This is a genomic window from Burkholderia sp. WAC0059 (assembly GCF_002870125.1).
GTDB lineage: Bacteria > Pseudomonadota > Gammaproteobacteria > Burkholderiales > Burkholderiaceae > Paraburkholderia.
Genome location: NZ_PNEO01000003.1, coordinates 18238 through 42979, shown reverse-complemented (window position 1 = coordinate 42979; position 24742 = coordinate 18238). Strand labels below are relative to the sequence as shown.

Genomic DNA, 24742 nt, shown 5'->3' with positions numbered 1-24742 from the left:
GCCGCAACGCCGTCGCCGCGCCCGTCAATGCATCGGCTTGAGATTGTCGAGCGCCAGGTTCAGCTTCAGCACGTTCACGCGCGGCTCGCCGAACACCCCGAACTGGCGGCCCGCCGTGTTATCCGCGATCAGCCCGTTCACCTGGTCGAGCGGCAGCCCGCGGGCCTTCGCCACGCGCGTGGCCTGCCAGGCCGCCGCGGCCGGGCTGATGTCCGGGTCGAGCCCGCTCGCCGACGACGTGACGAGATCGACCGGAATCGGCGCCGTGTTGGCCGGATCGGCCGCCTGCAGCGCGGAGATCCGCCCCTTCACCTCGTCGGCGAGCGCCGGGTTGGTCGGCCCGAGATTCGAGCCGCCCGAATTCGAGGCGTTGTACGGGTTCGGCGAGGTGGCCGACAGCCGGCCCCAGAAATAATACGGCGCGTCGAACTGCTGGCCGAGCAGTGCCGAGCCGACGGCCTTGCCGTTCGCCTCGACGAGGCTGCCGTTCGCCTGATGCGGAAACACCGCCTGGCTGACCGCCGTGACGACGGCCGGATAAACGAGCCCCGTGAGCACCGTCAGGATGACGAACAGCACGACGACGGGACGCAGTTGATTCTTCATGATCTCGACTCCTCAAGAGTCTCTGGGTTCGGAAAAAATCCGGATGGACGGGCCCCGGCCGCGCCCATCCGGCAAAGTCGCCGGCTGCTCAGGACCAGCCGAACGCGGTAATCGCCATGTCGATCAGCTTGATGAACGGGAACGGCAGGACGATCCCCCCGAGCCCGTAGACGAGCAGATTGCGCCGCAGCAGCGAGGCCGCGCCCAGCGCCCGGTACTTCACGCCCTTGAGCGCGAGCGGGATCAGGAACACGATGATGAGCGCATTGAAGATCACGGCCGAGAGGATCGCCGACGACGGCGAGCTCAGGTGCATCACGTCGAGCACGCGCAACTGCGGGTAGGTCGAGGCGAACGCGGCCGGGATGATCGCGAAGTACTTGGCGACGTCGTTGGCGATCGAGAACGTCGTGAGCGAGCCGCGCGTCATCAGCATCTGCTTGCCGATCTCGACGATCTCGATGAGCTTGGTCGGGTTCGAGTCGAGGTCGACCATGTTGCCGGCTTCCTTCGCCGCCTGGGTGCCCGTGTTCATCGCCACGGCGACGTCGGCCTGGGCGAGCGCCGGCGCGTCGTTGGTGCCGTCGCCCGTCATCGCGACGAGCCGGCCCTCGGTCTGGTGCGCGCGGATCGTCGCGAGCTTCGCCTCCGGCGTGGCCTCGGCGAGGAAGTCGTCGACGCCGGCCTCGGCCGCGATCGCGGCGGCCGTGAGCCGGTTGTCGCCCGTCACCATCACGGTCTTGATGCCCATCTTGCGCAGCTCGGCGAAGCGTTCCTTGATGCCGCCCTTGACGATGTCCTTCAGCTCGATCACGCCGAGCACGCGCGCGGGACCGCCGGCCGGCTTCTCCGCCACGACGAGCGGCGTGCTGCCGCGCCGGGCGATGTCGTCGACGGCGTTCTGCACCTCCTGCGCGAAGCGTCCGCGCCCCGCCTCGACGTACTGCTTCACGGCGTCGGCCGCGCCCTTGCGGATTTCGCGCCCCTCGCCCCCGGGGGCAGTCCCCGTGGGCGACAGGTCCACGCCGCTCATGCGCGTCTGCGCGCTGAAGGCGAGAAACACGGCCTGCAGCGAAGCCATGTCGCGCTCGCGGATGTTGAAGCGCTGCTTCGAGAGCACGACGATGCTGCGCCCCTCGGGCGTCTCGTCGGCGAGCGAGGCGAGCTGCGCCGCGTCGGCCAGCTCCTGTTCGCTGACGCCCGGCGCCGGCACGAAGGCCGAGGCCTGGCGGTTGCCGAGCGTGATCGTGCCGGTCTTGTCGAGCAGCAGCACGTCGACGTCGCCGGCCGCCTCGACCGCGCGGCCCGAGGTGGCGATCACGTTGGCCTGCATCATGCGGCTCATCCCCGCCACGCCGATGGCCGAGAGCAGGCCGCCGATCGTGGTCGGAATCAGGCAGACGAGCAGCGCGACGAGCGCCGTGATCGTCACGACGTGGCCCGCCTTCGTCGCGCCGACCGAGAAGATCGAGAACGGCAGCAGCGTCGCCGTAGCGAACAGTAGCACGAGCGTGAGCGCCACGAGCAGGATAGTCAGCGCGATTTCGTTGGGCGTCTTTTGACGCCTCGCGCCTTCCACCATCGCGATCATGCGGTCGAGAAACGCCTCGCCGGGGTTCACCGTGACGCGCACGACGATCCAGTCCGAGAGCACGCGCGTGCCGCCCGTGACCGACGAGAAGTCGCCGCCCGACTCGCGGATCACGGGTGCCGATTCGCCCGTGATGGCCGATTCGTCGACCGAGGCGACGCCGTCGATCACCTCGCCGTCGGCGGGAATCGTGTCGCCGGCCTCGACGAGCACGACGTCGTCTTTACGCAGGTCGGTCGAGGCCATGATGCGGATCGGCGCCTTCGGATGCGGCTCGTTGAGCTTCTTGGCCACGACGTTCTGCTTGGCGCTGCGCAGCGACGCGGCCTGGGCCTTCGAGCGCCCTTCCGCGAGCGCCTCGGCAAAGTTCGCGAACAGCACGGTAAACCAGAGCCACAGCGCAATGGCGAGAATGAAGCCGGCCGGCGCCTCGGCCTCGCCCGCGAGCGCGGCGATCCAGAGGATCGTGGTGAGGAGGCTGCCCACGTAGACGCAGAACATCACCGGGTTGCGCAACTGGGTGCGCGGCGTGAGCTTGCGGAACGCGTCGACGACGGCCGGGCGCACGAGCGCCGGATCGAACATCGAGCGCGCCGCGGTACGTGCCTGGCCGAGATTCTCGGGACGATGCACGGGCGGTTGACTGGAAGTATTCATGCTTTCCTCGAATTCAGTGGCCCGCGATCATCGACAGGTGCTCGGCGACGGGGCCAAGCGCGAGCGCCGGCACGAACGTGAGCGCACCGATCAGGATGACCGAGCCGAGCAGCAGGACGACGAAGAGCGGTCCGTGCGTGGGCAGCGTGCCCTCCGTCGGGGCAAGGCGTTTTTTCGCGGCGAGCGAGCCGGCGATGGCGAGCACCGTGACGACGGGCACGAAACGGCCGAACCACATCGCGACGGCAAGCAGCACGTTGTAGAACGGCGTGTTGACCGAGAGCCCCGCGAACGCGCTGCCGTTGTTGTTGGCGGCCGACGTGAACGCGTAGAGGATCTCCGAGAAGCCGTGCGCGCCGGGGTTCGCGATGCCCGCCGTGCCGGATGGCGAGAGCACGCCGATCGAGGTGCCGACGAGCGCGAGGAACGGCATGACGAGCACCGCGATCGCCACCATCTTCATCTCGTAGGACTCGATCTTCTTGCCGACGTACTCGGGCGTGCGGCCGATCATGAGGCCGGCGATGAACACGCCGAGCAGCGCGAACACGAGCATGCCGTACAGGCCCGAGCCGACCCCGCCGAACACGACCTCGCCGAGCTGCATCATCAGGAGCGGCACGAAGCCGCCCATCGGCGTGAGCGAGTCGTGCATGTTGTCGACCGCGCCGCACGAGGCCGAGGTGGTCGCGACCGTGAAGATGCCCGAATCGGCGATGCCGAAGCGCACCTCCTTGCCCTCCTCGTTGCCGCCCGCCTGCAGCGCGGACGCGCTCTGGTCGACGTGCAGCGACGCGAAGAGCGGATTGCCGGACTGCTCGGCCGAAATCTCGCCCCAGCACGCGACGGCGAAGGCCACCGTCATCGCCGCGAGCACGGCGTAGCCCTGGCGCCCGTCGCCGACCATGCGCCCGAACACGACGCACAGTGCGGCGCCAATGCCGAGCATCGCGATCATCTGCACGAAGTTGGAGAACGGCGTCGGGTTTTCGTACGGATGCGCGGAGTTGGCGTTGAAGAAGCCGCCGCCGTTCGTGCCCAGCATCTTGATCGCTTCCTGCGAGGCGACCGGGCCCATCGCGATGGCCTGGGTGTCGACCTTCACGTCCTGCATCACCGGGTTGCCCTTCGCGTCCTTGACGGGATTGCCCTGGGCGTCGGTCTTCGGCGCCTGGTAGCTCGTCACCTGGACGGTCGAGACGTTCTCGTAGGCCTTGAAGTTCTGGATCGCGCCCTGGCTCACGAACACGAGCGCGAGCACGAACGAGATCGGCAGCAGGATGTAGAGCGTCGTGCGCGTGAGGTCCACCCAGAAGTTGCCGATCGTCTTCACCGTATGGCGCGCGAAGCCGCGGATCAGCGCGACGACGACGGCGATGCCGGTGGCCGCCGAGAGGAAATTCTGCACGGTGAAGGCCAGCATCTGCGTCAGGTAGCTGACCGTGGATTCCGGCGTGTAGTCCTGCCAGTTCGTGTTGGTCACGAAGCTCACCGCCGTGTCGAATGCCGCGTCGGGCGTCATCGGCCCGAGGGCCTGCGGATTGGCGGGCAGCCATTGCTGCGCGCGCAAGATCGCGTAGACCGCGAACGTGCCGAGCAGATTGAAGAGCAGCACGGCGAGCGCGTAGTGCTTCCACGACATCTCGGCCTGCGGATCGACGCCTGCGAGGCGGTAGAACAGGTGCTCGACGGGACGGCCGATGCGGCGCACCACGACGGACGAGCCGTCGAGGATGGCGGTCATGTAGCGGCCGAGCGGAATCGCCACGGCAATCAGCACGACGATGAAGAGCGCGGTATGAAACAGGTTATTGGCATTCATTCCAGATCCTCCGCACGCAGGAGCGCGTACACGAGGTAGACGAGCAGCAGCAGGGTCGAGGCGCCGGCCAGCCAGATCATCCAGGCGTTCATGGGCGTTCTCCCGACGAACGGCGGTCGAGCTTCTCGCAGCCCGCGGCAAGCGCCGCGCAAAGGCCGAAGCAGACGACGATTCCGGCGAGGTAAATCAGGTCCATAGTTGTGTTCTCCCGTAACGGACACGGCCGGAATGAAGCGTAAAGAAATCGGGATAAAAGTCGCGACAAGACCCGGGGCCGGCGCATAAAAATCCCGTAAACGCAGCCGCGCATTCGGAGCATTTACGGGCGTGCCGCTCGACGGGAGAAAGAGAAGGCCCGCGCTTTTTACGACATTTTTTCTTGCGGGCGATAAAGCCGCGATCCTAGACTTCGGACAACTCGTGAAGTCCGGAGGTGTCATGCAGAAGCAACGTTCAGCCGAACACGATCATGCGCAGACGATACGCGTTCAACGCGGCGCGAACCGCGTGGTCCTGCGGCGTTTCGATCCCGCGCGAGATTCTTACGAGCAGCTCACGCTGATGCTGCACCGCGCGTTCGAGCGGCTCGCGGCGATGGGATTGCACTGCACCTGCGTCGACCAGACCGCGGCGCTCACGCGCCAGCGCGTGCTGGCCGGCGACTGTTTCGTGGCCGTCTGCAACGGTCGGCTCGTCGGCACCATGACGCTGCACGGCCGGGACGCCGATTCGTCGTGCGAGCACTACCGCCGCCACGACGTCGCGACGCTGCGCCAGCTCGGCGTCCATCCGTCGTGGCAGGGCCGCGGCATCGGCAAGCTGATGCTCGCGTTCGCGGAGCATTGGGCCGCGACGCGCGGCTATGCGCAGCTCGCGCTCGACACGCCTTACCCCGCCGGGCACCTGGTCGCGTTCTATCGCACCCGGGGGTTCCGCATCGTCGACGTCGTGCACTTCGCCGGGAAGAACTACGAGAGCGCGATCCTCGCCAAAACGCCCGTCGCATTCCGCCCGTTCGCGCACGAGCCGGCCGTGCGCCCCGGCATGCCGCGGCGCACGCTGGGTCGCGCGGCCTGAACGTTCCTTCCGTCTCGCCGCATCCCGCGCGCCATGAACGCATCATGTCCCCACTCGCCATGAAATTCCGGGGCCTCGGCAAGGTGGTCTTCATCGCCTTCGTGGCCAACGAGATCCTGACGACGGCCTTCGTGCACGTCGCCCAGCGGCTCGGGCTCGATCCGCAGGACCCGTTCGTGACGGTGTTCAGTTGCGTCACCTGCGGGCTCGTCACGTTCTGGCTGCAGTCCGACGCGCGCCGCGCGTTCGGCGCCGCGCGCGCGAACGGCTATGTCCGGAAGGCGGGCGACGCGGGCAAAGCCGGCCTGCAGGTCGCGGCCGACTGCCCGAAACGATGGCTCGTGATGCTGCACATCGAACTCAATCCCGCGGTCGCCATCCTGTAGACGACGCCGGCATCGGCGGCGCCCACGCCTCGGCACCGGTCTGCCGCCCGGCTTCGCCAACCCCGCGACCCGTTCGCCGTCGCGCCCCGGCCCGCGTTTCGTGTCGTCACGAAATAAATCGCGCAGGCCGGCGTTCGCTCTTTATTGGACTTCGGTATCGGAAAGTACGTGGCGGGCCGGGTGGACGAAGGTGCCCGTCGCGCGGTCGCGCTGCAGCAGGTCGAGTTGCAGATGCACGGCCGCCTCCTGCAGATGCTCGAGCACGGCCGCGCGCGCGGCCTCGGGATCGCCCGCGCGGATCGCCTCGTAGATGGCCTGGTGCTCGAGCTGCACGACCTCGGGCAGCGGCAACTGGATCAGCGCGTTGTAGCGCGCCGCCCGCACGGCCTGATAGAGCTGCTGGTTCAGATAGCCGAGCAGGCGGCCGTAGTGGGCGTTGTGGGTCGCGCCGGCGAGCGCCGTATGGAACGCGATGTCGAGTTCGACGCCCGCGTCGAGGTCGTAGAGATTGTCTTCGAGCCGGCCCAGAATGCGCGCGAGCGCGTCGAGGTCGCCTGCGTCGCGCCGCATCGCCGCGAGCGCCGCGGCCGAGCTTTCGATATCGAGGCGCAGTTCGAACACGCTGGAAAGCTCCGCGCGATTGCCCACCTCGCCCTGAATGCGAAAGCCGCTCGCGAGGGCCCGCGACTTGACGATGCAGCCGACGCCCTGGCGGCTGTCGATCAGGCCGCGCGAGCGCAGGCGTTCCGTCACCTCGCGAATCACCGCCTGGCTCACGCCGTACATCCGGCTCAGCTCGCGCCCCGAAGGCAGTTTCGCGCCGAGCCCGTAAACACCGGTCTGAATCGCGTCCTGCAATTGTTCGGCAACCTGATCGGTCAGCGTGGTCACTCTCGTCGCCATGATCGCGTCCTCGATCTGAACCTTGATCCCGTCGATGTCATCGTACCCGCTCGCTGCGGTGCAGCGAGCGGTGCGCCAGGGTTTACTCGTCCGCAGGGTTTACGGCGATTTCCTCCGTTCACTCATCATATAAGCTGCTAACACTACAGGCTGTACACAAATACCCGGTGTCGGTTCGCCGGCTGAGAGAGACACGGTACATAGGAGACCTCAGTCATGCGCATTTACCAGTTCATCAACAAGGTTCCCGGCGGGTTGATGGTCGTGCCCCTCTTCATCGGCATGATGGTCAACACGTTCCTTCCCAACGCCCTCAAGATCGGCGGCTTCACCCAGGCGCTGACCAACCAGGGCTACCCCACCGTGCTCGCGATGTACCTGTTCACGGTCGGCACCAAGATGACGCTGAGCGCCGCGCCGACCATGCTCAAGCGCGGCTTCGGCATTCTCGCCGCCAAGGTCGGCGTCGCCGTGGCCATCGCGCTCGGCATCGCGCACTTCTTCCACGGCAGCCTTCTCGGGCTCAGCACGCTCGCCGTGCTGGCCGCGATGAACGACACCAACGGCGGCATGTTCCTCGCGCTCACGAGCGCGTTCGGCAGCAAGGACGACTCCGGCACCTACGTCGTGCAGAGCGTCGAGACCGGCCCGTTCGTGACGATGATCGTGCTCGTCGGCGCGGGCCTCGCCAACATCCCGTGGCTCACGATGGTCTCGGTCATCGCGCCGATCTTCGCGGGCGCGCTGCTCGGCAACCTCGATAGCGAACTGCGCGGGTTCTTCAGCAAGCACGAGCCGCTCATCGTGCCGTTCATGGCCTTCACGCTCGGCCAGGGCATCAACCTGAAGGCCGTGTTCACCGCGGGCGGTCCCGGCATCCTGCTCGGCGTCGTGGTGTTCATCGTCACGGGCATCGTCTGCATCTTCGCCGACCGCCTGCTCGGCGGCTCGGGCGTCGCCGGCGCGGCGGCGTCGAGCACGGCCGGCAACGCGGCCGCCACGCCCCAGGCCGTGGCGATGGCCGACCACTCGTATGCGGTCATCGCCCCGATCGCGACGATCCAGGTGGCGGCCTCGGTCATCGTGACGAGCATCCTCACGCCGATCCTGACGGCCTGGGTGTTCCGCCGCCGTCAAAAGCAGCTCATGCGCGCCGGCGCGCCGGCGGCGGCCCCCCAGCCGAGGTTCGAGGGCGGCGCTGCGTTCGAGGACTCTCTGGACTATCATCCGTCGCGACCCGCTCATTCGACCGGGCACGATCTCTAGACCAGACCCTCCCGAACCCTGCCTATGACCTCATTGACTCTGCAACGGGTACGCGCCCTGCTCGAACGCGCAACCGAAGACGCACATCGGCAATTCAACCGGCCGGTGTGCGTTTCGGTGTGCGATGCCCACGGTTTTCTCGCCGGTTTCTTCCGGATGGACGGCGCGCCGGTGCGTAGCATTCCGATCTCGCAGCAGAAGGCCTACACGGCCACGCGGATGGGCGTATCGACGACGGCGTTCCTCGAACGGCTGCGCCGCGAAGACCTGCCCATCGCCTATTTCTGCGATCCGCAACTGACCGCCCTGCCCGGCGGCGCCGTCCTGACCGACGACGAGGGCCGCGCGATCGGCGGGATCGGCATCAGCGGACTCGCGCCCGCAGAGGACCAGCAGCTCGCCGACGCCCTGGCCGGCCTCGCCGCCTCGACGCTCTTCGCGGCGCAGCGGGGAGACCGGTAGGGAGACCATCCGGGCCTGTCGTTTTGAGTCTCCCGGCTTTTTGGCGCTTTTTTCGGCCCGCTTTTTCGATCTGATTTTTCTATCCGATTTTTCAACCTGCCTGTTCAACCCCTCGCCGGCCTGGCCCAGCCGGCGACCGACCTTCACGAGGCGCGCCATGCCCCGCTCCAACGTCTACGTCACGCGGATGATTCCGCAGGAAACGATCGACCAGCTCCGTCAGTTTCACGACGTCGAGGTCAATCCGCACGACCGCGCGCTCACGCGCGCCGAACTGCTCGCGGCCGTGAAGGGCCGCGACGCCGTCGTCACGTTGCTCACCGACGCCATCGACGGCGAGGTGCTCGACGCGGCCGGCCCGCAGTGCCGCATCGTCGCGAATTACGCGGTCGGCTTCAACAACTTCGACCTCGCGGCGGCGACCGGGCGCGGCGTCGTCCTGACAAACACGCCGGGCGTGCTCGACGACGCCACCGCGACCCACGCCTGGGCGCTGCTGCTCGCCACGGCGCGGCGCATCAGCGAGGCCGAGCGCTACGTGCGGGCGGGCCAGTGGAAAGGCTGGGCGCCGATGGCCTTCATCGGCCAGGACGTCGATCACCGCACGCTCGGCGTGGCCGGCCTCGGGCGCATCGGCTCGCGCTTCGCGCGCAAGGCCGTGGCGTTCGACATGAAGGTGATCTACACCGACGCGCAGCCCAACCCCGAGCTCGAGCGCGAGACCGGCGCGAGGTTCGTCGACAAGGCCACGCTGCTGCGCGAATCGGACTATCTCTCGCTGCACCTGCCGCTCACGCCCGAAACGCAGCACTACATCGGCGCGGCCGAGCTCGCGCAGATGAAGCGCAACGCGGTGCTCGTCAACGCCGCGCGCGGCCCACTCGTCGACGAGCGCGCGCTCGTCGGCGCGCTGCGCGATCGCGTCATCTTCGGCGCGGGGCTCGACGTGTTCGAGCGCGAGCCCGAGCTCGAAGCCGGGCTCGCCGAACTCGAGAACGCGGTCGTCGTGCCCCACATCGCATCGGCGACGATAGAGACGCGGCTCGCGATGGGCCGCATCGCGGCGGGCAACGTCATCAGCGTGCTCAAGGGCGAGCCGCCGCAAAACTGCATCAATCCCGACGTGCTGCGCAAGACGGCGCGCGCGTGACGAAACCCGCTAAAAACGATCGGAGAGAGGCGTCATGGCAAAAGTAGGATTCATCGGAACAGGCATCATGGGCGCGCCGATGGCGGCGAATCTGCTGCGCGGCGGCCACGAGCTATTCATCCATAACCGCAGGACGTCGCCCGCCCAACTGATCGACGGCGGCGCGAAGCAGTGCCCGACGGCACGCGCGGTGGCCGAAGAGGCCGGGATCGTGATCCTGATGGTGCCCGACACGCCCGACGTCGAGGCCGTGCTGTTCGGCGAGAACGGCGTGGCGAGCGGCCTTGCGGACGGCAAGATCGTCGTGGACATGAGCTCGATCTCGCCGATCGCGACCAAGGACTTCGCGCGCAAGATCAACGCGCTCGGCTGCCCGTACCTCGACGCGCCGGTCTCGGGCGGCGAGGTGGGCGCGAAGGCCGGCTCGCTCACGATCATGGTCGGCGGCCCGCAGGAGGCGTTCGACAAGGTCAGGCCGCTCTTCGACCTGATGGGCAAGAACATCACGCTCGTCGGCGGCAACGGCGACGGACAGACCACCAAGGTCGCCAACCAGATCATCGTCGCGCTGAATATCCAGGCCGTCTCGGAGGCGCTGCTGTTCGCCTCGCGCGCGGGCGCCGATCCGGCCAGGGTCCGCCAGGCGCTGATGGGCGGCTTCGCCGCGTCGCGCATTCTCGAGGTGCACGGCGAGCGCATGCTCAAGCGCACGTTCGATCCGGGCTTTCGCATCGAGCTGCATCAGAAGGACCTGAACCTCGCGCTGCAGGGCGCCCGCGCGCTCGGCGTGTCGCTGCCGAACACCGCGTCGGCCCAGGAGCTGATGAACGCGTGCGCGGCGCACGGCTTCGGCAAGCTCGACCACTCGGCGCTATGCCGCGCGATCGAGCTGCTCGCCGGGCACGAGATCGCGCAAGGCTGAAGAAGCGGGGCAGGACAACGGGCCACCGGGCACGTGAGCGCCCGGTGGCCGGTCTTCAGTTACCCGGTCGATTGCCCGTCAGGACGCCAGCGTCAGCGCCGCCACCTCGACGCGCGGCTGCGCGGCAAGAAGCGCCGGCGCGAGCAGCAGCTTGGCGACGCGCACGCCCGCGCCCATCACGACGCGCTCGCGCGCCGTCACGGCGGCATCCACGAGAATGCGCCAGTCGGCCGGCACGCCGAACGCCGTGATGCCGCCGAATTCCATGCCCGTCAATCCGGTCGCCTCCTCGCGCTTCGCGAACGAAAGCCGCTGCGCGCCGAGGTGCGCCTTCACGGCGCCGTTGACGTCGAGCCGCCGCGAACCGAGCGAGACGAGCGCCGCGTAATGGTCGGCGCCCGCCTTCCGGTAGCGCAGCACGATCGTGTTCGCGCAGTCCTCCAGACCGAACCCGTAGCGGGCGCTGAACTGGGCCGTGTCGGAAGCGTCGTCGTCGACCGTGAAGACGGTGACGCCGTCGCGCGGCAAGTGCGCGACGACGCTCGCCGGCAATGCGTCGACCCATCGGTCGGCGGGAATCGTGTCGAGCGCGGGTGCGGAATCGGAGGCGGGCATGGTCGGGAATCGTTCGTCGGTCGCGGCGTGAGCGATGCGTGATGGACGCGCGGACGCCCATTCTACCCACCGCGCGCCGTGAGCGCCGGCGCGCCTACCGTCCGGCGAGCCGGTGCTCGATGACGCCGTACCAGCCCATGCCCCGGTACGTCTCGTAGCCGGGCGTCAGCGCATAGGCGACGAGCGCGTCGTCGTCGCGGTAATAGCCGGTGGCCCGGCCCGCGCCGCCATCCTGGAGCTTCAGCGGCACGACCTGCCGGAACACGCCCTCGTTGTCCGAGCTCGCGATGACCCGATGCTGCGAATCGATCAGCATGCAGCGCGTGTTGGCCCACTCCTCGCTCGAAAGACGCACGCCGCGCGTCACCGCGTGCGCCTGCGGCGCCCAGTCGAAGCAGACCGCCAGCACGCCGAGCGGGCGGCCGTTCTCCTTCGCGCCCTCGCGGATGGCCGTCGAATAGACGGCGGCGGGCGCGCCGCCGAGCAGCGCGATCGCCTCGGGCTCCGCCGCCACGTAGTCGGCGCCGGACCGGGTCGAGGCCGCCTGGCCGAACCAGGACAGGTCGGCGACGTTCTGGCCGATCACCGGATACTGGTCCGGCCGCCCGTTGGCCACGACGTTGCCCTGCAGGTCCATCACCCAGAGGTCGAGATAGACCGTGTAGCTGTCGAGAATCACGCCGAGCCGCTCGCAGGCGTGGGCGCGCGCCCGCTCCGAGGCGTCCTCGACGCACTGCACGACCGCCGAATCCGTCGCCCACCAGCGCACGTCGCAGGAGCGCTCGTAGAGGTTCCGGTCGATGATGTCGATCATGTTCAGCGCGAGGTCCGTCAGACGCTGCGCCTCCTGGTTCTGCAACTGGGCGACCATCCGCTCGCCTAGGGCGTCGAGCTCGTGGTGCAGCTCGCGCGTCAGATGCTCGATCTTCTGCGAAACGACCTTCACCTGGTTGGCGACGACGGCGAAACCGCGGCCCGCTTCGCCGGCGCGCGCCGCCTCGATGAGCGCGTTGATCGCCAGATAGGTCGCCTCCCGGTTGATCGTGTCGATGTCGGCAATCTTGCCCTTCGCCACCCGGTTAATCTGTTTCGTCAGTTCGACGATTCCCACTACGTCACCCATGAACCCACCTCGGTCTGATCGGCGTTATCCCTCGCCTCGCGCAGCCCCGCCGACGGCCCCCGCCCCTTCCCGTCGCCCGCCCCAAGGTCTGCATCCGGCTCGCTCTTTGATGCTCTTTCGACAGCGCGTCTCCGCCATGGCCGCCCGGCAGTCCGTTGTTCCATGCCGCGGAACCCCGGGCGTCCGACCGCCCCGGCAGGTCCGGTGCCGACGCTGGATGAACGCGCGGGCACGGCATGGGTTTGGGTCCATTCTCATGTACCAAATTGGCGCGCAACACACCGATTTCGCATTTCGGCGATTCCTTCGATTCGAGCAGCTTCCATACCGTTGCTACCGCACGGCTGTTACGAGAAATTACGATCCACCGGGCCCGGCCATCCCGACCGCTCGCGGCCCGGATCGCGCCGAAATTGGGGCGACAGCGCTACGTCAATACAGGCGGGCGTAAGCGCCCCGGTTCCAAACAAAAAGCTACCGACTGGCCCGAAATGCCGTTAAAATGAAAGATACTTTTGGTTAAATTTACGTAACCCGATTCCGGGCAACCATTATTAGACTCCGCCGATGGCCTTACCTTGGAGCGCATTCATGTCACTGCCCGCGGCATCTGCGATCAACGTGCTGCATGGCTTCAGGCCGACCGGGGACGGTCGGTTTCCGATGCCGGGCCGGATGGCCGGACAAGGCGGGGAAAATTTTCGGGGAATCGAATGTTGTATCCTCCTGTCCGGCGGTACGCTCGCCAGCCGGAAGCCTGAGGCAGCCATCCTGCCCGCGACCGCCGGAGGTATCCGGACGATTGGCCTTCTGCCGGCGCCGCTGGCCGTAGCCCCGGCGCGACCGGCAGGTCGCGGCGGCTCCGGTCCCAGCCTGCAGTAACCCGTCCTGCGCGGCGCCATGCGAGTGGTTGGCGCGGGATGCGGCTGCGGTTTTCGTGTGCTCTACCTTTCCTTTCTTCCTGCATGACGGCTCAAACCTTAACGGCCCGCTACGCCCGCTCGCTGGCTCTCCTCAGTCTGGGCTTACCGGCGCTTTCGGCCAACGCAGCCGAGCCTTTCGTGGTTCAAGACATCCGCATCGAAGGATTGCAGCGTATCGAGCCCGGTACCGTATTCGCATACCTGCCGATCAAGCAGGGAGACACGTTCACCGACGACAAGGCATCGCAGGCCCTGCGCGCGCTCTATGCGACGGGCTTCTTCAACGACGTCAAGATTTCCTCCGAGGGCAACGTCGTCATCGTCCAGGTGGCGGAGCGCCCGGCGATCGGCTCGATCGACTTCGCGGGCATCCACGAGTTCGAGAATGACGCGCTGACGAAGGCACTGAGTTCGGTCGGACTCTCGCAGGGCCGCTATTACGACAAGTCGCTCGTCGACAAGGCCGAGCAGGAACTCAAGCGCCAGTACCTGACGCGCGGCTACTACGCCGCCGAGGTGACGACGACCGTCACGCCGATCGACCGCAACCGCGTCGGCCTGCTGTTCTCGGTCGTCGAAGGGCCGAGCGCCAAGATCCGCCAGATCAACTTCATCGGCAACAAGGTCTTCAGCGACGCCACGCTGCGCGACGAGATGCAGTTGTCCACGCCGAACTGGTTCTCGTGGTACACGAAGAACGACCTGTATTCGCGCGACAAGCTGACCGGCGACCTCCAGAACATCCGCTCGTACTACCTGAACCGCGGCTATCTCGAGTTCAACATCGACTCGACCCAGGTATCGCTGTCGCCCGACAAGCAGGACATGTACCTGACGGTGACGCTGCACGAGGGCGAGCCGTACACGATTTCGGGCGTCCATCTCGCCGGCAACCTGCTCGACCGCCAGGCCGAGCTGCAGAAGCTCGTGACGATCAAGGCCGGCCAGCGCTTCTCGGCCGAAAAGCTGCAGGACGTGACGAAGGCGCTCGTCAACAAGCTCGGCGAGTACGGCTACGCGTTCGCGAACGTCAACGCGCAACCGCAGATCGACCAGACGCACCACACCGTGGACCTCACGCTGCAGGTCGATCCGGGCCGCCGCGTCTACGTGCGCCGGGTCAACATCGAAGGCAACTCGCGCACCCGCGACGAGGTGATCCGCCGCGAAATGCGCCAGCTCGAAAGCGCCTGGTTCGATTCGAACCGTCTCGCGCTCTCGAAGGACCGGATCAACCGCCTCGGCTACTTCACCGACGTGAACGTGACGACGGTGCCGGTGGAAGGCACGACCGACGAGGTCGACGTCGACGTGAAGGTCACGGAAAAGCCGACCGGCTCCGTATCGCTGGGCCTCGGCTACGGTTCGGGCGAAGGGCCGATCATCTCGGCCGGCGTGTCGCAGGACAACGTGTTCGGCTCGGGCACGAGCCTGTCGGTCAACGTGAACACCGCGACGACGTTCCGGACACTGACCGTCACGCAGGTCGACCCGTACTTCACGATCGACGGCATCAAGCGCATCACCGACGCGTACTACCGGACCACCGAGCCGCTGTACTACTCGAGCACGTCCGACACGAGCTTCCGCATCATCTCGCTCGGCGCCGACACGAAGTTCGGCATCCCGTTCTCGGAAACGGACATGGTCTACTTCGGCGCCGGGATCGAGCAGGACCGCCTCGACATCGACGCCACGACGCCGCAGACCTACATCGACTACGTGAACGACTTCGGCCGCGTGTCGAACACCGTGCCGATCACGGTCGGCTGGTCGCGCGACAATCGCGACAGCGCGCTCGTGCCGAGCCGCGGCTATCTCGCGTCGGCCAACGCCGAATACGGCACGCCGATCGGCGCGGCCCAGTACTACAAGGCCGACGTCCAGAGCCAGTACTACTACTCGTTCTCGCGCGGCTTCGTGCTCGGCCTGAACTTCCAGGGCGGCTACGGCAACGGCCTCGGCGGCAAGCCGTTCCCGATCTTCAAGAACTACTTCGCGGGCGGTATCGGCACGGTGCGCGGCTACGAGCCCGGCTCGCTCGGCCCGCGCGACACCTCGACGAACGACCCGATCGGCGGTTCGAAGCTGCTCGTCGGCAATATCGAACTCACGTTCCCGCTGCCGGGCACGGGCTACGACCGCACGCTGCGCGTCTTCACGTTCATCGACGGCGGTAACGTCTGGGGCGACGAAGGCGACAGCATCGGCGCGAACGGCTTGCGCTACAGCTACGGCGCGGGTCTCGAATGGATCTCGCCGATCGGCCCGCTCAAGCTCGACTTCGGCCTGCCTATCGTCAAGCACGCGGGCGACCAGTACCAGAAGTTCCAGTTCCAGATCGGTACGTCGTTCTGACGCAAGCAAGGGCGCGGGCGTTTCGCCCGCGCCCTTGCCTTCTTCCTGCGGGCACCGACCAGAGGCGCCCGTCGCACTTTTCTCGCGAGCCTGTTGGCGCGCGCAGCCGTCCCTCCTCCCTCGCTACGTTTCGGCCCATCCGACATCCCTAAGGGATTTCCCCTACCCAACCAAACGAAATTGCAAGGATGGCATTCATCTTGCGGTAATTTCGCCGAAAATGCGCTCTACATCAGCCAGCCCAGCATTTTCAGCATCGATCTCCCCGTAAATACCAAGCAGTTCGGTCCAATTTCCCCGATAATCCGTGCTGGCGTTTCCTAGGCGACTGCCCGCGACCAGTGGCCCGAGAGACGTCGTGCTTTGTCCAACAACTAACGGAGTATTCATGGAGTCCACCGAACAGGCCGGCCGCTCCTGGCTGTGGCTGGTCCTTTTGATCCCGTATGTCGCACTGTTGTGGCTACCGTTCTATAACGATGCGCGTCCGTCGCTGGCGGGCTTTCCGTTCTTCTACTGGTATCAGTTTCTGTGGGTTCCGCTCACGTCGCTGCTGATCTACGTCGTGTACCGGGGCATCAAATGAACGATATCCAGCAGGCCGTCAATCCGGTCTCCATGACCGTCTTCATCGTATTCTTCGCCCTCGTGACCGTGCTCGGCTTTCTCGCCGCGCGCTGGAAGCGCGGCGACCTGAGCCAGTTGCACGAGTGGGGTCTCGGCGGCCGGCAGTTCGGCGTGTTCATCGCCTGGTTCCTCGTCGGCGGCGACTTCTACACGGCCTACACGGTGATCGCCGTGCCGGCCCTCGTCTACGCCGTCGGCGCCTACGGCTTCTTCGCGCTGCCCTACACGATCATCGTCTATCCGTTCGTGTTCGCGGTCATGCCGAAGCTCTGGAAAGTCGCGCACGACAAGCAGCACATCACGGCCGCCGATTACGTCCAGGGCGAATACGGCGGCAAGTGGTTCCCGGCCGCCATCGCACTGACCGGCATCATCGCCACGATGCCCTACATCGCGCTGCAGCTCGTGGGCATGCAGGTCGTCATCAAGGGGCTCGGCATCTCGGGCGAAATGCCGCTCGTCATCGCGTTCGTGATTCTCGCCGTGTACACCTACACGAGCGGCCTGCGCGCGCCGGCGATGATCGCGTTCGTGAAGGACATCATGATCTACATCGTCGTGATCGCTGCGGTGTGGCTGATTCCGGTCAAGCTCGGCGGTTACGGCCACGTGTTCGACGCGGCCGATCAGTACTTCAAGGCGAAGGGCGGCCCGACCGGCATCCTGCTGAAGCCGTCGCAGTTCACGGCCTACGCGTCGCTCGCGCTCGGCTCGGCGCTCGCCGCGTTCATGTATCCGCACACGATGACGGGCGTGCTGGCGTCGTCCTCGGCCGGCACGGTGCGCAAGAACGCCATCTTCCTGCCCGCCTACACGCTGCTGCTCGGGCTCATCGCGCTGCTCGGCTACATGGCGATCGCGGCCGGCATCCACGTGAAGTCGCCCACCGACGTCGTGCCGGCGCTGTTCAACACGCTGTTCTCGCCCTGGTTCGTCGGCTTCGCGGCCGCGGCCATCGCGATCAGCGCGCTGGTGCCGGCGGCGATCATGTCGATCGGCTCGGCCAACCTGTTCACGCGCAATCTGTGGCGTCCGCTGGTTTCGCCGAACATGACGCCCCAGGCCGAAGGCTCGACCGCCAAGCTCGTCTCGCTGCTCGTGAAGTTCGGCGCGCTGCTCTTCATCGTGTTCCTGCCGACGCAGTACGCGATCGACCTGCAGTTGCTCGGCGGCGTGTGGATCCTGCAGATCTTCCCGGCCGTCGTGTTCTCGCTCTACACGCGCCGCCTGAGCACGCCGGGGCTGTTCCTCGGCTGGCTGGCCGGCATCGTCATCGGTACGGGGCTCGCGATCTCGCAGGGCCTCAAGCCCGTGTACGCGCTGCACGTCGGCACGCAGACCTGGCCGCTCTACATCGGCCTCATCGCGCTCGTCGTCAACATCGTCGTCACGGTCGTCGTGTCGGTCGTGGCGCCGGTGCGCCGCGTGGCCACGGCCTGATGCCTGCCTGACGACGCAGACAGGACGGAAGGGCCGGCGCGGACGGCCCTTTCTCTTTCTGCGGCTCAGGAAAAGTCGTATCCACGCATGAAAAACGGCGGGCTGCACGAAGGTGCAGCCCGCCGTTTTCTTTCCCGATGCGCACACAGGATGCGCGGGCAACCTCGCGGCCGCCCGCGCAACCGTCACGCCATCAGGCAGGACGCCTGTCGGGCGGCGCCATGTAGGTCGGCGCGATCGGCGAACTGATGTGCTTGTTGAGGATGTCGTCGATGTCCTTCATCGTCTGCTCGTCGAGCTTCCAGCCGAAGACGTCTTCCACGCCGTCGAGCTGGTCCGGACGGCGCGCGCCCCACAGCGCGACGGTCGGCCCCTTGTCGAGCACCCAGCGCACGGCGAGCGCGAGCACGGACTTGCCGAAGCGCTCCTTCGCCAGCGCGTCCAGCGCCCGGACGGCCGCCAGATACTCGGCGAAGCGCGAGCCCGAGAACTTCGGATCGATCTTGCGCAGATCGTCGCCCTGCCAGGTCGTCTTCTCGTCGATCTTGCCCGAAAGCAGACCGCGGCAGATCGCGCCGTAGCTGAGCACCGTCAGGCCCGTGCGGTCCGAGTACGGCAGCACGTCGGCCTCGATCTCGCGTTCGAACAGGTTGTACGGCGGCTGCACCGCGTCGAGACGCGCCGCCGAGCGGAACGCGTCCATCTGCGCCGGCGAGAAGTTGCTCACGCCGATCGAGCGGATCTTGCCGGCGTTGCGCAGATCCTCGAGCACGCGCGCCGTTTCCTCGAACGACGTTTCGAGGTCGGGCCAGTGGATCTGATAGACGTCGATGACGTCGGTCTGGAGGCGCCGCAGCGAATCCTCGACCTCGGTGCGCAGGCGCGCGGGCCGCGAGTCGCGGAACACCTTGCCGTCCGTCCAGTAGAGCCCCGCCTTGGTCGCGATCTGCGCCTTGTCGCGCAGGCCGCCTTCCTTGAGGGCCTTGCCGACGATCTCTTCCGAGCGGCCGAAGCCGTAGACGGGCGCCGTGTCGATCAGCGTGACGCCGCGCTCGACAGCCGAGCGAATCGTGTCGATCGCCTGCTTCTCGTCCGCGCCGCCCCACATCCAGCCGCCGATCGCCCAGGTGCCGAGCCCGATACGCGAGGTCTTGATGCCCGAAGAGCCAATTCCGATCTGTTCCATGTGCGTCTTCTTCAAAAAGGAGGAAAAAACGACTGACGCCCACGCGCTTCCCGCAAGCGGCATGCGCAGTCGCAAAACGGCCACGCATGCCACGACGGGCCGCGGTCCGGGGACGCAGCCACCCAAAGATTATTGAATACCGTTACTGTGCAACCCGCACAGGCATCGGTAAAGTTGAATGTACAGATGCCTTTTATGTCTAAAATAGATCAATCGATCTACAGCACTGAGCCGCAGCACTGGACCCGTCCCATGGAAGTCAGGCAACTGAGACACTTTGTCGCCGTCGCTGAAGAAGGCAGCTTCACGCGCGCGGCCGCGCGCGTGAACATCGTGCAGTCAGCGCTCTCGACCTCAATCCGGCAGCTCGAGGCGGAACTCGATGCGCGGCTGTTCGTGAGAACGACGCGCCAGGTCACGCTGACGGCCGCCGGCGAGGCCTTTCTGGAAAAGGCCCGCGTCGCGCTCGACGTCATCCGCCAGGGGCGCGAGGCCGTCACCGAGACGACGGGCCTCAAGCGCGGCAAACTCGGCATCGGCACGGTGCAGAGCCTGCCGGCCTTCCTCGACCTGCCCGCCCTGCTCGCCGCCTTTCACGCGCGCTACCCCGACATCGAGGTCCGCCTGCTGCAGGGCAGCGCGCCGCATCTCGTCGAGAAGGTCCGCTCGCGCGAGCTGGACCTGGCCATCCTGCCCATCACCGATCCGCCGGCCGAGCTCTCGACCACGACGATCACCTGCGAGAATCTCGTGCTGATCTGCCCGCCCGGCCACCGGTTGGCGGGGCGCAAGCAGGTCCGGCTCGCCGACATCGCCGGCGAACGGTTCGTGGATTTCGAGCCGGCCTTCGGCACGCGCAAGCTCGTGGACCAGGCCTTCAGCGCGATCGGGCTCGAACGCCGCGTCGCGTTCGAGGTCAGCGACCTGCTGACGCTGCTCGAGCTCGTCGTGCGCGGCCTCGGCATCGCGTTCGCGCCGCAGACCATCGCGCAGGCGCGGCGCCGGGAGCTGGCCCTCGTGCCGATCGGCGACGCCGAGATCTGCTGGGAACTCGTGGTCGCCCACACGCCGCAGGACGCGCAGGACGGCCTGCTCGACGCCGCGCCGCGCGCCTTTCTCGAACTGCTGAGCGCCGAGGGCCGTCTCGCGCAGACCGAGGGCGAAGCCGAGACGGCTTGACGACGCCGGCCCGCGCGCCCGCCCCGGGCGGATCGGCTCTACGCCGCGCCGCGCAACAACCCCGTCAGCACGCCCACGTCGTCGAGCTTCTCCAGGTCGCGCACCGTCGCGATGATGCGCGCGGCCTTCGCCGCCGGGAACCCCGCGTAGCGCGCGCACCCCTCGAACTTGTCGACCACGTCGTCGAAGCTCGCCGGGTCCTGCGGGCTGCCCTTGCCGTAGTCGATCTGCCCCGAAAGCGTGCGCCCGTCCTTCAAGCGCAGGTCGATGATGGTCCGCATCTTGTCGAGCCCCGCCGCGTCGGCCGCCGGGCTGTTGTAGAAGTCCACGCGGCGGATCATCGCCTGCACGTCGGGACGGCGCACGACGTCGTCCTGGAAGTCGCCGAGCGACGCCTCGCCGCCCGTGACGAGCAGAATCGCCGTGCAGAACTCCATGCTGAACTTGCCTTCGAGCCCCGTCGTCGGGTGATGGTGGATCAGCGTGTTGAGCGTCTGCTGGCTCGCGCCGACGCGCAACTGCTCGACGTCCTCCGCGCGCACGTGATTGGCGCGGATCATTTGCTGCAGCAACGTCATGCCCGGATGCGTCAGCGAGCCGGACGGAAACGGCTTGATCGACACGCCCGGCGAGATGAACGTCCATGGCGCGCCGAGCCGCTCCATCACGGCCGGATCGAAGCCGCCGCCCTCCGCATGGAAGAAGCCGCGCTTCGCCTCGAGAATGTTGTCGGCGGCCGTCCAGCCCAGCGCGACGAGGTCGCTCGCCACGACCCCGCCCTCGGACGCGTGGCCCGCCTGGAACGGCTTGGTCATGGTCCCGAAGTTCTCGCGCAGGCCGCTCGACTGCGCGGCCGCGAGCCCCAGCGCCTCGCGCACGCGCTGCGCGTCGAAACCGCGCAGCTTCGAAGTGCCGACGGCCGAGCCGAACACGCCGCAAGTGCCCGTCGAGTGAAAACCGTCCTCGTAATGGCGCGGCGCGATCGCTTCGGCGATTTTCGTCTCGACCTCGACGCCGAGGTGATAGGCCAGCATGAAGTCGCGGCCCGAGCGGCGCTGCGTCTCCGCCAGCGCAAGCGACGCCGGCAGCGCCGTTACGCTCGGATGCGTGAGCAGCCCGTAGACGCGCGTCGGATTGACGGCGAGCTGGGTGTCGTCGAAGTCGTCGGCGTGGATCGCCACGCCGTTGGCGAACGCCGCGAAACGCGGCGGCACGCGCAGTTGCGTGCCGAAGACGCTCGCCGTGCTCACGCCCGCCTCGGCGCGGCCGAGGCCGAGCGAGCGCAGATAGCGATGCACGATCGCCCCGCTCTCTTCGCGCGTGGCGCCCGCGAGCGAGAGGCCCAGTGCGTCGAGAATCGACTTCTTGCCGAGCGCGATCAGGTCGGCCGGCAGATCGTCGTAGGTCGTGCGCACGACGAAGTCGGCGACGTTCGCGGTCACGTCGGCCTGCGCGGCGGCCGTGCCGGAAGCACCGGAGGCACCCGAAGCGCCAACGGCCGCCGGCGCCGCGCCGGGCGCGGAGGCGGCGCTGGCCGCCGGGTTCGCGTTGTTTGCGGCAAAAGCCGCGCTGACGGGCAAACCGATGCCCGCTGCGGACAGGCCCGCGACGAACTGCCTTCGCTTCATGGAGTCTCCGTTGGGTTTGTTATTGCGGGGGACAAGCAAGGCGCGCGCCCGGAACGGCCCGGGACGGACTCGATCCGGGTTCGATCCGGACACGCGAAGAAAAACGCCAAAACGCGCGATGCCCGCTCGGGACGCCGCGCGTTCGAAAGGTACCGCAACGCGTCGCTCACGCGCCCGTGTGAGGCACCGCCGCGCGCCGCACGTCGCGCAGGCTCATCAGCAGCGTCAACGCCGCGGACAGGACGAGGAAGGCGGCCACCACGTAGAGTCCGCCCGCGTATCCGCCCGTGCGCGACTTGAGCCAGCCGATCACGAACGGGCCGACGAAGCCGCCCAGGTTGCCGATGGAGTTGGTCATCGCGATGCCGGCCGCGGCGCCCGCGCCGGAGAGGAACGACGCCGGCATGGCCCAGAGCGGGGCCTTGGCCGAGCTGATGCCGACGTTCACGAGCACGAGCGCCGCGACCACGCCGACCACCGTCTGCGCGATGCCCGCGAACGCGAGCCCGGCGGCGGCCACGAGGCACGGCACGATGATGTGCCAGGTGCGCTCCTTGCTGCGGTCGGAGTGGCGGGCCCAGACGATCATGCCGACGATCGCGAGCACGTTCGGAATCGCGTTGATGAGGCCCGTGCCGAGCGCGCTGAAACCGAACTCGCGGATCATCAGCGGCGCCCAGATGCCGAGCGTGTAGAGGCCCGCCGAGGTGCCGAAGTAGATCAGTGCCAGCGCGAGCACGCGCGGGTCGGCCAGTGCGCGCAGCGCACCCGCCACGTGCCCGGCATGGGCGTCGCGCGCGCGGCTCTCCTCGCGCAGCGTGGCGAGCAGCCACTCGCGCTCGTCGGGTTCGAGCCACTTCGCCTGCTCCGGCCGGTCGATCAGCACCTTGAGCACGGCGAAGCCGAGCAGGAGCGCCGGCACGGCCTCGATGACGAAAAGCCACTGCCAGTTCGCGAGGCCGAGGAGGCGCGGCAGCTCCATCACCGCGCCCGACACCGGCGAGCCGAGCGCGCTCGACAGCGGCGCGGCGGCCATGAACACGGCCGCCGCCATCGCGCGCTGGCGCGTCGGGAACCACTGGCTCAGATAGAGGATGACGCCGGGAAAGAAGCCCGCCTCGGCCACGCCGAGCAGGAAGCGCAGCGCATAGAACGAGGTCGGCCCCGTCACGAACGCCGAAGCCGCCGAGACGAGGCCCCAGGTCACCATCACGCGTGCGATCCAGATGCGCGCGCCGACGCGGTTCAGGATCAGGTTGGACGGCACCTCGAAGAGGAAATAGCCGATGAAGAAGATGCCGCCGCCGAGGCCGAACATCGCGGGCGTGAGCCCGAGCGCGTGGTTCATCGAGAACGCGGCGAAGCCGACGTTGACGCGGTCGAGAAAGCTCACGAAATACAGCAGCATCACGAAGGGCAGGATGCGCCAGGTCAGCTTGCTCGCGACGCGAGCCTCCAGGTCTGCCGTCATGTTTTTGTCTCCGGTTCCGACGCCCGTGGCGAACCTTGTCCGCCCGAAGCGTTCTGTCGTCTGTTTCTTATGGAATCCCGCGCGGCAGGGTCGTCCCGCGGAACGCACGCGACGGCCGAACCCTGGCCGTGCGTGCCGCGTGTGCCGTACGTCCCGCGCTTTCGGCGCGGAGAACACGCTCGTGTAACCGGCGAAGCTCCAGCGGTCCGCTCAGGCGGCCACGGCCTGCTTCGCCTGCGACGCGTGCGCGGCGATGTGCGCGCAGACGGCGGCCGTCACCTGCTCCGTCGTCGCGTCGCCGCCGAGGTCGCGCGTATGCAGCGCGCTGTTGCCGGTGACGTGCTCGATCGCGTCCATCACGACCTTCGCGGCCGCGGGTTCGCCGAGGTGCTCCAGCAGCATCACGACCGACCAGAACGTGCCGACCGGATTGGCGAGCCCCTTGCCCATGATGTCGAACGCCGAACCGTGAATCGGCTCGAACATCGACGGATAGCGGCGCTCGGGATCGAGGTTCCCCGTCGGCGCGATGCCGAGGCTGCCCGCGAGCGCCGCCGCGAGGTCGCTCAGGATGTCGGCGTGCAGGTTGGTCGCGACGATCGTGTCGAGCGAGGCCGGGCGATTGACCATGCGCGCCGTCGCCGCGTCGACGAGTTCCTTGTCCCAGGTGACGTCCGGGAATTCGCGCGCGACCTGCACGGCGATCTCGTCCCACATCACCATGGCGTGCCGCTGCGCATTGCTCTTCGTGATGACGGTGAGCAGCTTGCGCGGCCGCGATTGCGCGAGCCGGAACGCGAAACGCAGGATGCGCTCGACGCCCGCGCGCGTCATCATCGAGACGTCGGTCGCGACTTCGATCGGATGGCCCTGATGCGCGCGGCCGCCGACGCCCGAATACTCGCCCTCGGAGTTCTCGCGCACGATCACCCAGTCGAGATCGGCGGGCCCGCAGCGCTTGAGCGGCGCGTCGATGCCCGGCAGGATGCGGGTCGGGCGCACGTTGGCGTACTGGTCGAAGCCCTGGCAAATTTTCAGGCGCAGGCCCCAGAGCGTGATGTGGTCGGGAATGTGCGGGTCGCCCGCCGAGCCGAACAGGATGGCGTCGCGATCGCGCAGCGCGTTCAGGCCGTCCGCCGGCATCATCACGCCGTGCTCGCGGTAGTAGTCGCCGCCCCAGCCGAAATTCTCGAACTCGAAGGCAAAGGCGCCAGTGCTTTTCGCGAGCGCTTCGAGCACGCGCTGGCCCGCGGGAATCACTTCCTTGCCGATGCCGTCGCCGGGAATGGTGGCAATGCGATAGGTCTTCATGCTGACGTGTCTCCGTTCGTCGTTGTCCATGTGTACGCC

22 protein-coding genes are annotated in these 24742 nt (G+C 67.4%); 10 read left to right on the top strand and 12 right to left on the bottom strand.

All coding sequences use genetic code 11. The features are described 5' to 3' along the window. Positions 1-24: 24 nt before the first annotated feature. The 4 genes from kdpC to kdpF form a co-directional block, all read right to left on the bottom strand. Positions 25-606 carry a potassium-transporting ATPase subunit KdpC gene (gene kdpC / locus CY652_RS03855; protein WP_102129391.1) on the bottom strand — a complete coding sequence of 194 codons (582 nt, stop codon included), beginning with the start codon at positions 604-606 and terminating at the stop codon, positions 25-27. 88 nt (positions 607-694) lie between these two features. Then, positions 695-2854, bottom strand: coding sequence for a potassium-transporting ATPase subunit KdpB (gene kdpB / locus CY652_RS03850; RefSeq protein ID WP_102129390.1), 2160 nt, complete (start codon positions 2852-2854; stop codon positions 695-697). 13 nt (positions 2855-2867) lie between these two features. After that, positions 2868-4676: a potassium-transporting ATPase subunit KdpA gene (gene kdpA, locus CY652_RS03845; RefSeq protein ID WP_102129389.1), complete on the bottom strand. Its 1809-nt coding sequence runs from the start codon at positions 4674-4676 to the stop codon at positions 2868-2870. After that, the gene (gene kdpF / locus CY652_RS03840; protein ID WP_102129388.1) at positions 4673-4768 is read right to left on the bottom strand and encodes a K(+)-transporting ATPase subunit F; all 96 of its coding nucleotides are present in this window, start codon (positions 4766-4768) and stop codon (positions 4673-4675) included. Before kdpF ends, kdpA begins: the two co-directional genes overlap by 4 nt. Positions 4769-5114: 346 nt before the next feature. Between kdpF and CY652_RS03835 the strand changes: the two genes are divergently transcribed. Together CY652_RS03835 and CY652_RS03830 are read left to right on the top strand one after the other, a co-directional pair. After that, positions 5115-5753 carry a GNAT family N-acetyltransferase gene (locus CY652_RS03835; RefSeq protein WP_102129387.1) on the top strand — a complete coding sequence of 213 codons (639 nt, stop codon included), beginning with the start codon at positions 5115-5117 and terminating at the stop codon, positions 5751-5753. A gap of 44 nt (positions 5754-5797) precedes the next feature. After that, positions 5798-6139 carry a hypothetical protein gene (locus CY652_RS03830; RefSeq protein WP_258002183.1) on the top strand — a complete coding sequence of 114 codons (342 nt, stop codon included), beginning with the start codon at positions 5798-5800 and terminating at the stop codon, positions 6137-6139. 141 nt (positions 6140-6280) lie between these two features. On the opposite strand, the gene CY652_RS03825 is transcribed toward CY652_RS03830, so the two are convergent. Beyond that, positions 6281-7042 (bottom strand): FadR/GntR family transcriptional regulator, encoded by a 762-nt coding sequence (locus CY652_RS03825; protein ID WP_102129385.1) that lies wholly within the window; start codon positions 7040-7042, stop codon positions 6281-6283. A gap of 216 nt (positions 7043-7258) precedes the next feature. On the opposite strand from CY652_RS03825, the gene CY652_RS03820 reads away from it, so the two are divergent. The 4 genes from CY652_RS03820 to glxR all read left to right on the top strand — a co-directional run bounded on the left by CY652_RS03820 (position 7259) and on the right by glxR (position 10842). Next, on the top strand, positions 7259-8308 hold the full coding sequence (locus CY652_RS03820; protein WP_102129384.1) for a 2-keto-3-deoxygluconate permease: 1050 nt from the start codon (positions 7259-7261) through the stop codon (positions 8306-8308). A gap of 24 nt (positions 8309-8332) precedes the next feature. Then, complete coding sequence (locus tag CY652_RS03815) at positions 8333-8770, top strand: GlcG/HbpS family heme-binding protein (RefSeq protein ID WP_102129383.1); 438 nt, start codon at positions 8333-8335, stop codon at positions 8768-8770. Positions 8771-8927: 157 nt separating this feature from the next. Further along, a complete protein-coding gene (locus CY652_RS03810) occupies positions 8928-9920 on the top strand; it encodes a 2-hydroxyacid dehydrogenase (RefSeq protein ID WP_102129619.1) in 993 nt (330 codons plus the stop codon). Between the two features lie 34 nt (positions 9921-9954). After that, the gene (gene glxR / locus CY652_RS03805) at positions 9955-10842 is read left to right on the top strand and encodes a 2-hydroxy-3-oxopropionate reductase (protein ID WP_102129382.1); all 888 of its coding nucleotides are present in this window, start codon (positions 9955-9957) and stop codon (positions 10840-10842) included. Positions 10843-10920: 78 nt separating this feature from the next. Here the strand turns inward: glxR and CY652_RS03800 are convergent, their stop codons facing one another. Beyond that, positions 10921-11457, bottom strand: coding sequence for a YbaK/EbsC family protein (locus CY652_RS03800; protein WP_102129381.1), 537 nt, complete (start codon positions 11455-11457; stop codon positions 10921-10923). 94 nt (positions 11458-11551) lie between these two features. Then, positions 11552-12580, bottom strand: coding sequence for a methyl-accepting chemotaxis protein (locus tag CY652_RS03795; protein ID WP_102129380.1), 1029 nt, complete (start codon positions 12578-12580; stop codon positions 11552-11554). Positions 12581-13584: 1004 nt separating this feature from the next. Between CY652_RS03795 and bamA the strand changes: the two genes are divergently transcribed. After that, positions 13585-15861 (top strand): outer membrane protein assembly factor BamA, encoded by a 2277-nt coding sequence (gene bamA / locus CY652_RS03790; RefSeq protein WP_374703625.1) that lies wholly within the window; start codon positions 13585-13587, stop codon positions 15859-15861. Between the two features lie 195 nt (positions 15862-16056). On the opposite strand, the gene CY652_RS23805 is transcribed toward bamA, so the two are convergent. Next, complete coding sequence (locus CY652_RS23805) at positions 16057-16251, bottom strand: hypothetical protein (RefSeq protein WP_146010023.1); 195 nt, start codon at positions 16249-16251, stop codon at positions 16057-16059. On the opposite strand from CY652_RS23805, the gene CY652_RS03785 reads away from it, so the two are divergent. Together CY652_RS03785 and mctP are read left to right on the top strand one after the other, a co-directional pair. Continuing rightward, positions 16250-16447 (top strand): DUF3311 domain-containing protein, encoded by a 198-nt coding sequence (locus CY652_RS03785; protein WP_102129378.1) that lies wholly within the window; start codon positions 16250-16252, stop codon positions 16445-16447. The genes CY652_RS23805 and CY652_RS03785 overlap by 2 nt on opposite strands. Beyond that, entirely contained in the window at positions 16444-17928 is a 1485-nt protein-coding gene (gene mctP / locus CY652_RS03780; RefSeq protein WP_102129377.1) for a monocarboxylate uptake permease MctP, read from the top strand. The genes CY652_RS03785 and mctP overlap by 4 nt, the downstream gene beginning before the upstream one ends. A 193-nt stretch (positions 17929-18121) precedes the next feature. Here mctP and CY652_RS03775 read toward each other — a convergent pair whose 3' ends face one another. Continuing rightward, positions 18122-19114, bottom strand: coding sequence for an aldo/keto reductase (locus tag CY652_RS03775; RefSeq protein WP_102129376.1), 993 nt, complete (start codon positions 19112-19114; stop codon positions 18122-18124). A gap of 195 nt (positions 19115-19309) precedes the next feature. Here CY652_RS03775 and CY652_RS03770 point away from each other — a divergent pair, with 195 nt between their 5' ends. Next, positions 19310-20293 carry a LysR family transcriptional regulator gene (locus CY652_RS03770; protein ID WP_308410371.1) on the top strand — a complete coding sequence of 328 codons (984 nt, stop codon included), beginning with the start codon at positions 19310-19312 and terminating at the stop codon, positions 20291-20293. A 38-nt stretch (positions 20294-20331) separates the two neighbouring features. Here CY652_RS03770 and CY652_RS03765 read toward each other — a convergent pair whose 3' ends face one another. From CY652_RS03765 to CY652_RS03755, 3 genes are all read right to left on the bottom strand, one after another. Continuing rightward, positions 20332-21921: an MmgE/PrpD family protein gene (locus tag CY652_RS03765; RefSeq protein WP_102129374.1), complete on the bottom strand. Its 1590-nt coding sequence runs from the start codon at positions 21919-21921 to the stop codon at positions 20332-20334. 166 nt (positions 21922-22087) lie between these two features. Beyond that, the gene (locus tag CY652_RS03760; RefSeq protein WP_102129373.1) at positions 22088-23392 is read right to left on the bottom strand and encodes an MFS transporter; all 1305 of its coding nucleotides are present in this window, start codon (positions 23390-23392) and stop codon (positions 22088-22090) included. A gap of 210 nt (positions 23393-23602) precedes the next feature. Next, complete coding sequence (locus CY652_RS03755) at positions 23603-24703, bottom strand: tartrate dehydrogenase (protein WP_102129618.1); 1101 nt, start codon at positions 24701-24703, stop codon at positions 23603-23605. Between the last annotated feature and the right edge of the window lie 39 nt (positions 24704-24742).

Bases quoted from the DNA above. Each gene is read 5' to 3' on its own strand.
- CY652_RS03825 (WP_102129385.1), bottom strand. From the start codon at position 7,042: ATGGCGACGAGAGTGACCACGCTGACCGATCAGGTTGCCGAACAATTG.
- CY652_RS03760 (WP_102129373.1), bottom strand. From the start codon at position 23,392: ATGACGGCAGACCTGGAGGCTCGCGTCGCGAGCAAGCTGACCTGGCGC.
- CY652_RS03775 (WP_102129376.1), bottom strand. From the start codon at position 19,114: ATGGAACAGATCGGAATTGGCTCTTCGGGCATCAAGACCTCGCGTATC.
- kdpF (WP_102129388.1), bottom strand. From the start codon at position 4,768: ATGAACGCCTGGATGATCTGGCTGGCCGGCGCCTCGACCCTGCTGCTG.
- CY652_RS03830 (WP_258002183.1), top strand. From the start codon at position 5,798: ATGTCCCCACTCGCCATGAAATTCCGGGGCCTCGGCAAGGTGGTCTTC.
- CY652_RS03755 (WP_102129618.1), bottom strand. From the start codon at position 24,703: ATGAAGACCTATCGCATTGCCACCATTCCCGGCGACGGCATCGGCAAG.
- CY652_RS03795 (WP_102129380.1), bottom strand. From the start codon at position 12,580: ATGGGTGACGTAGTGGGAATCGTCGAACTGACGAAACAGATTAACCGG.
- kdpB (WP_102129390.1), bottom strand. From the start codon at position 2,854: ATGAATACTTCCAGTCAACCGCCCGTGCATCGTCCCGAGAATCTCGGC.
- CY652_RS03800 (WP_102129381.1), bottom strand. From the start codon at position 11,457: ATGCCCGCCTCCGATTCCGCACCCGCGCTCGACACGATTCCCGCCGAC.
- CY652_RS03835 (WP_102129387.1), top strand. From the start codon at position 5,115: ATGCAGAAGCAACGTTCAGCCGAACACGATCATGCGCAGACGATACGC.
- mctP (WP_102129377.1), top strand. From the start codon at position 16,444: ATGAACGATATCCAGCAGGCCGTCAATCCGGTCTCCATGACCGTCTTC.
- CY652_RS03785 (WP_102129378.1), top strand. From the start codon at position 16,250: ATGGAGTCCACCGAACAGGCCGGCCGCTCCTGGCTGTGGCTGGTCCTT.
- CY652_RS03770 (WP_308410371.1), top strand. From the start codon at position 19,310: ATGTCTAAAATAGATCAATCGATCTACAGCACTGAGCCGCAGCACTGG.
- kdpC (WP_102129391.1), bottom strand. From the start codon at position 606: ATGAAGAATCAACTGCGTCCCGTCGTCGTGCTGTTCGTCATCCTGACG.
- kdpA (WP_102129389.1), bottom strand. From the start codon at position 4,676: ATGAATGCCAATAACCTGTTTCATACCGCGCTCTTCATCGTCGTGCTG.
- CY652_RS23805 (WP_146010023.1), bottom strand. From the start codon at position 16,251: ATGAATACTCCGTTAGTTGTTGGACAAAGCACGACGTCTCTCGGGCCA.
- CY652_RS03815 (WP_102129383.1), top strand. From the start codon at position 8,333: ATGACCTCATTGACTCTGCAACGGGTACGCGCCCTGCTCGAACGCGCA.
- CY652_RS03765 (WP_102129374.1), bottom strand. From the start codon at position 21,921: ATGAAGCGAAGGCAGTTCGTCGCGGGCCTGTCCGCAGCGGGCATCGGT.
- CY652_RS03810 (WP_102129619.1), top strand. From the start codon at position 8,928: ATGCCCCGCTCCAACGTCTACGTCACGCGGATGATTCCGCAGGAAACG.
- glxR (WP_102129382.1), top strand. From the start codon at position 9,955: ATGGCAAAAGTAGGATTCATCGGAACAGGCATCATGGGCGCGCCGATG.
- CY652_RS03820 (WP_102129384.1), top strand. From the start codon at position 7,259: ATGCGCATTTACCAGTTCATCAACAAGGTTCCCGGCGGGTTGATGGTC.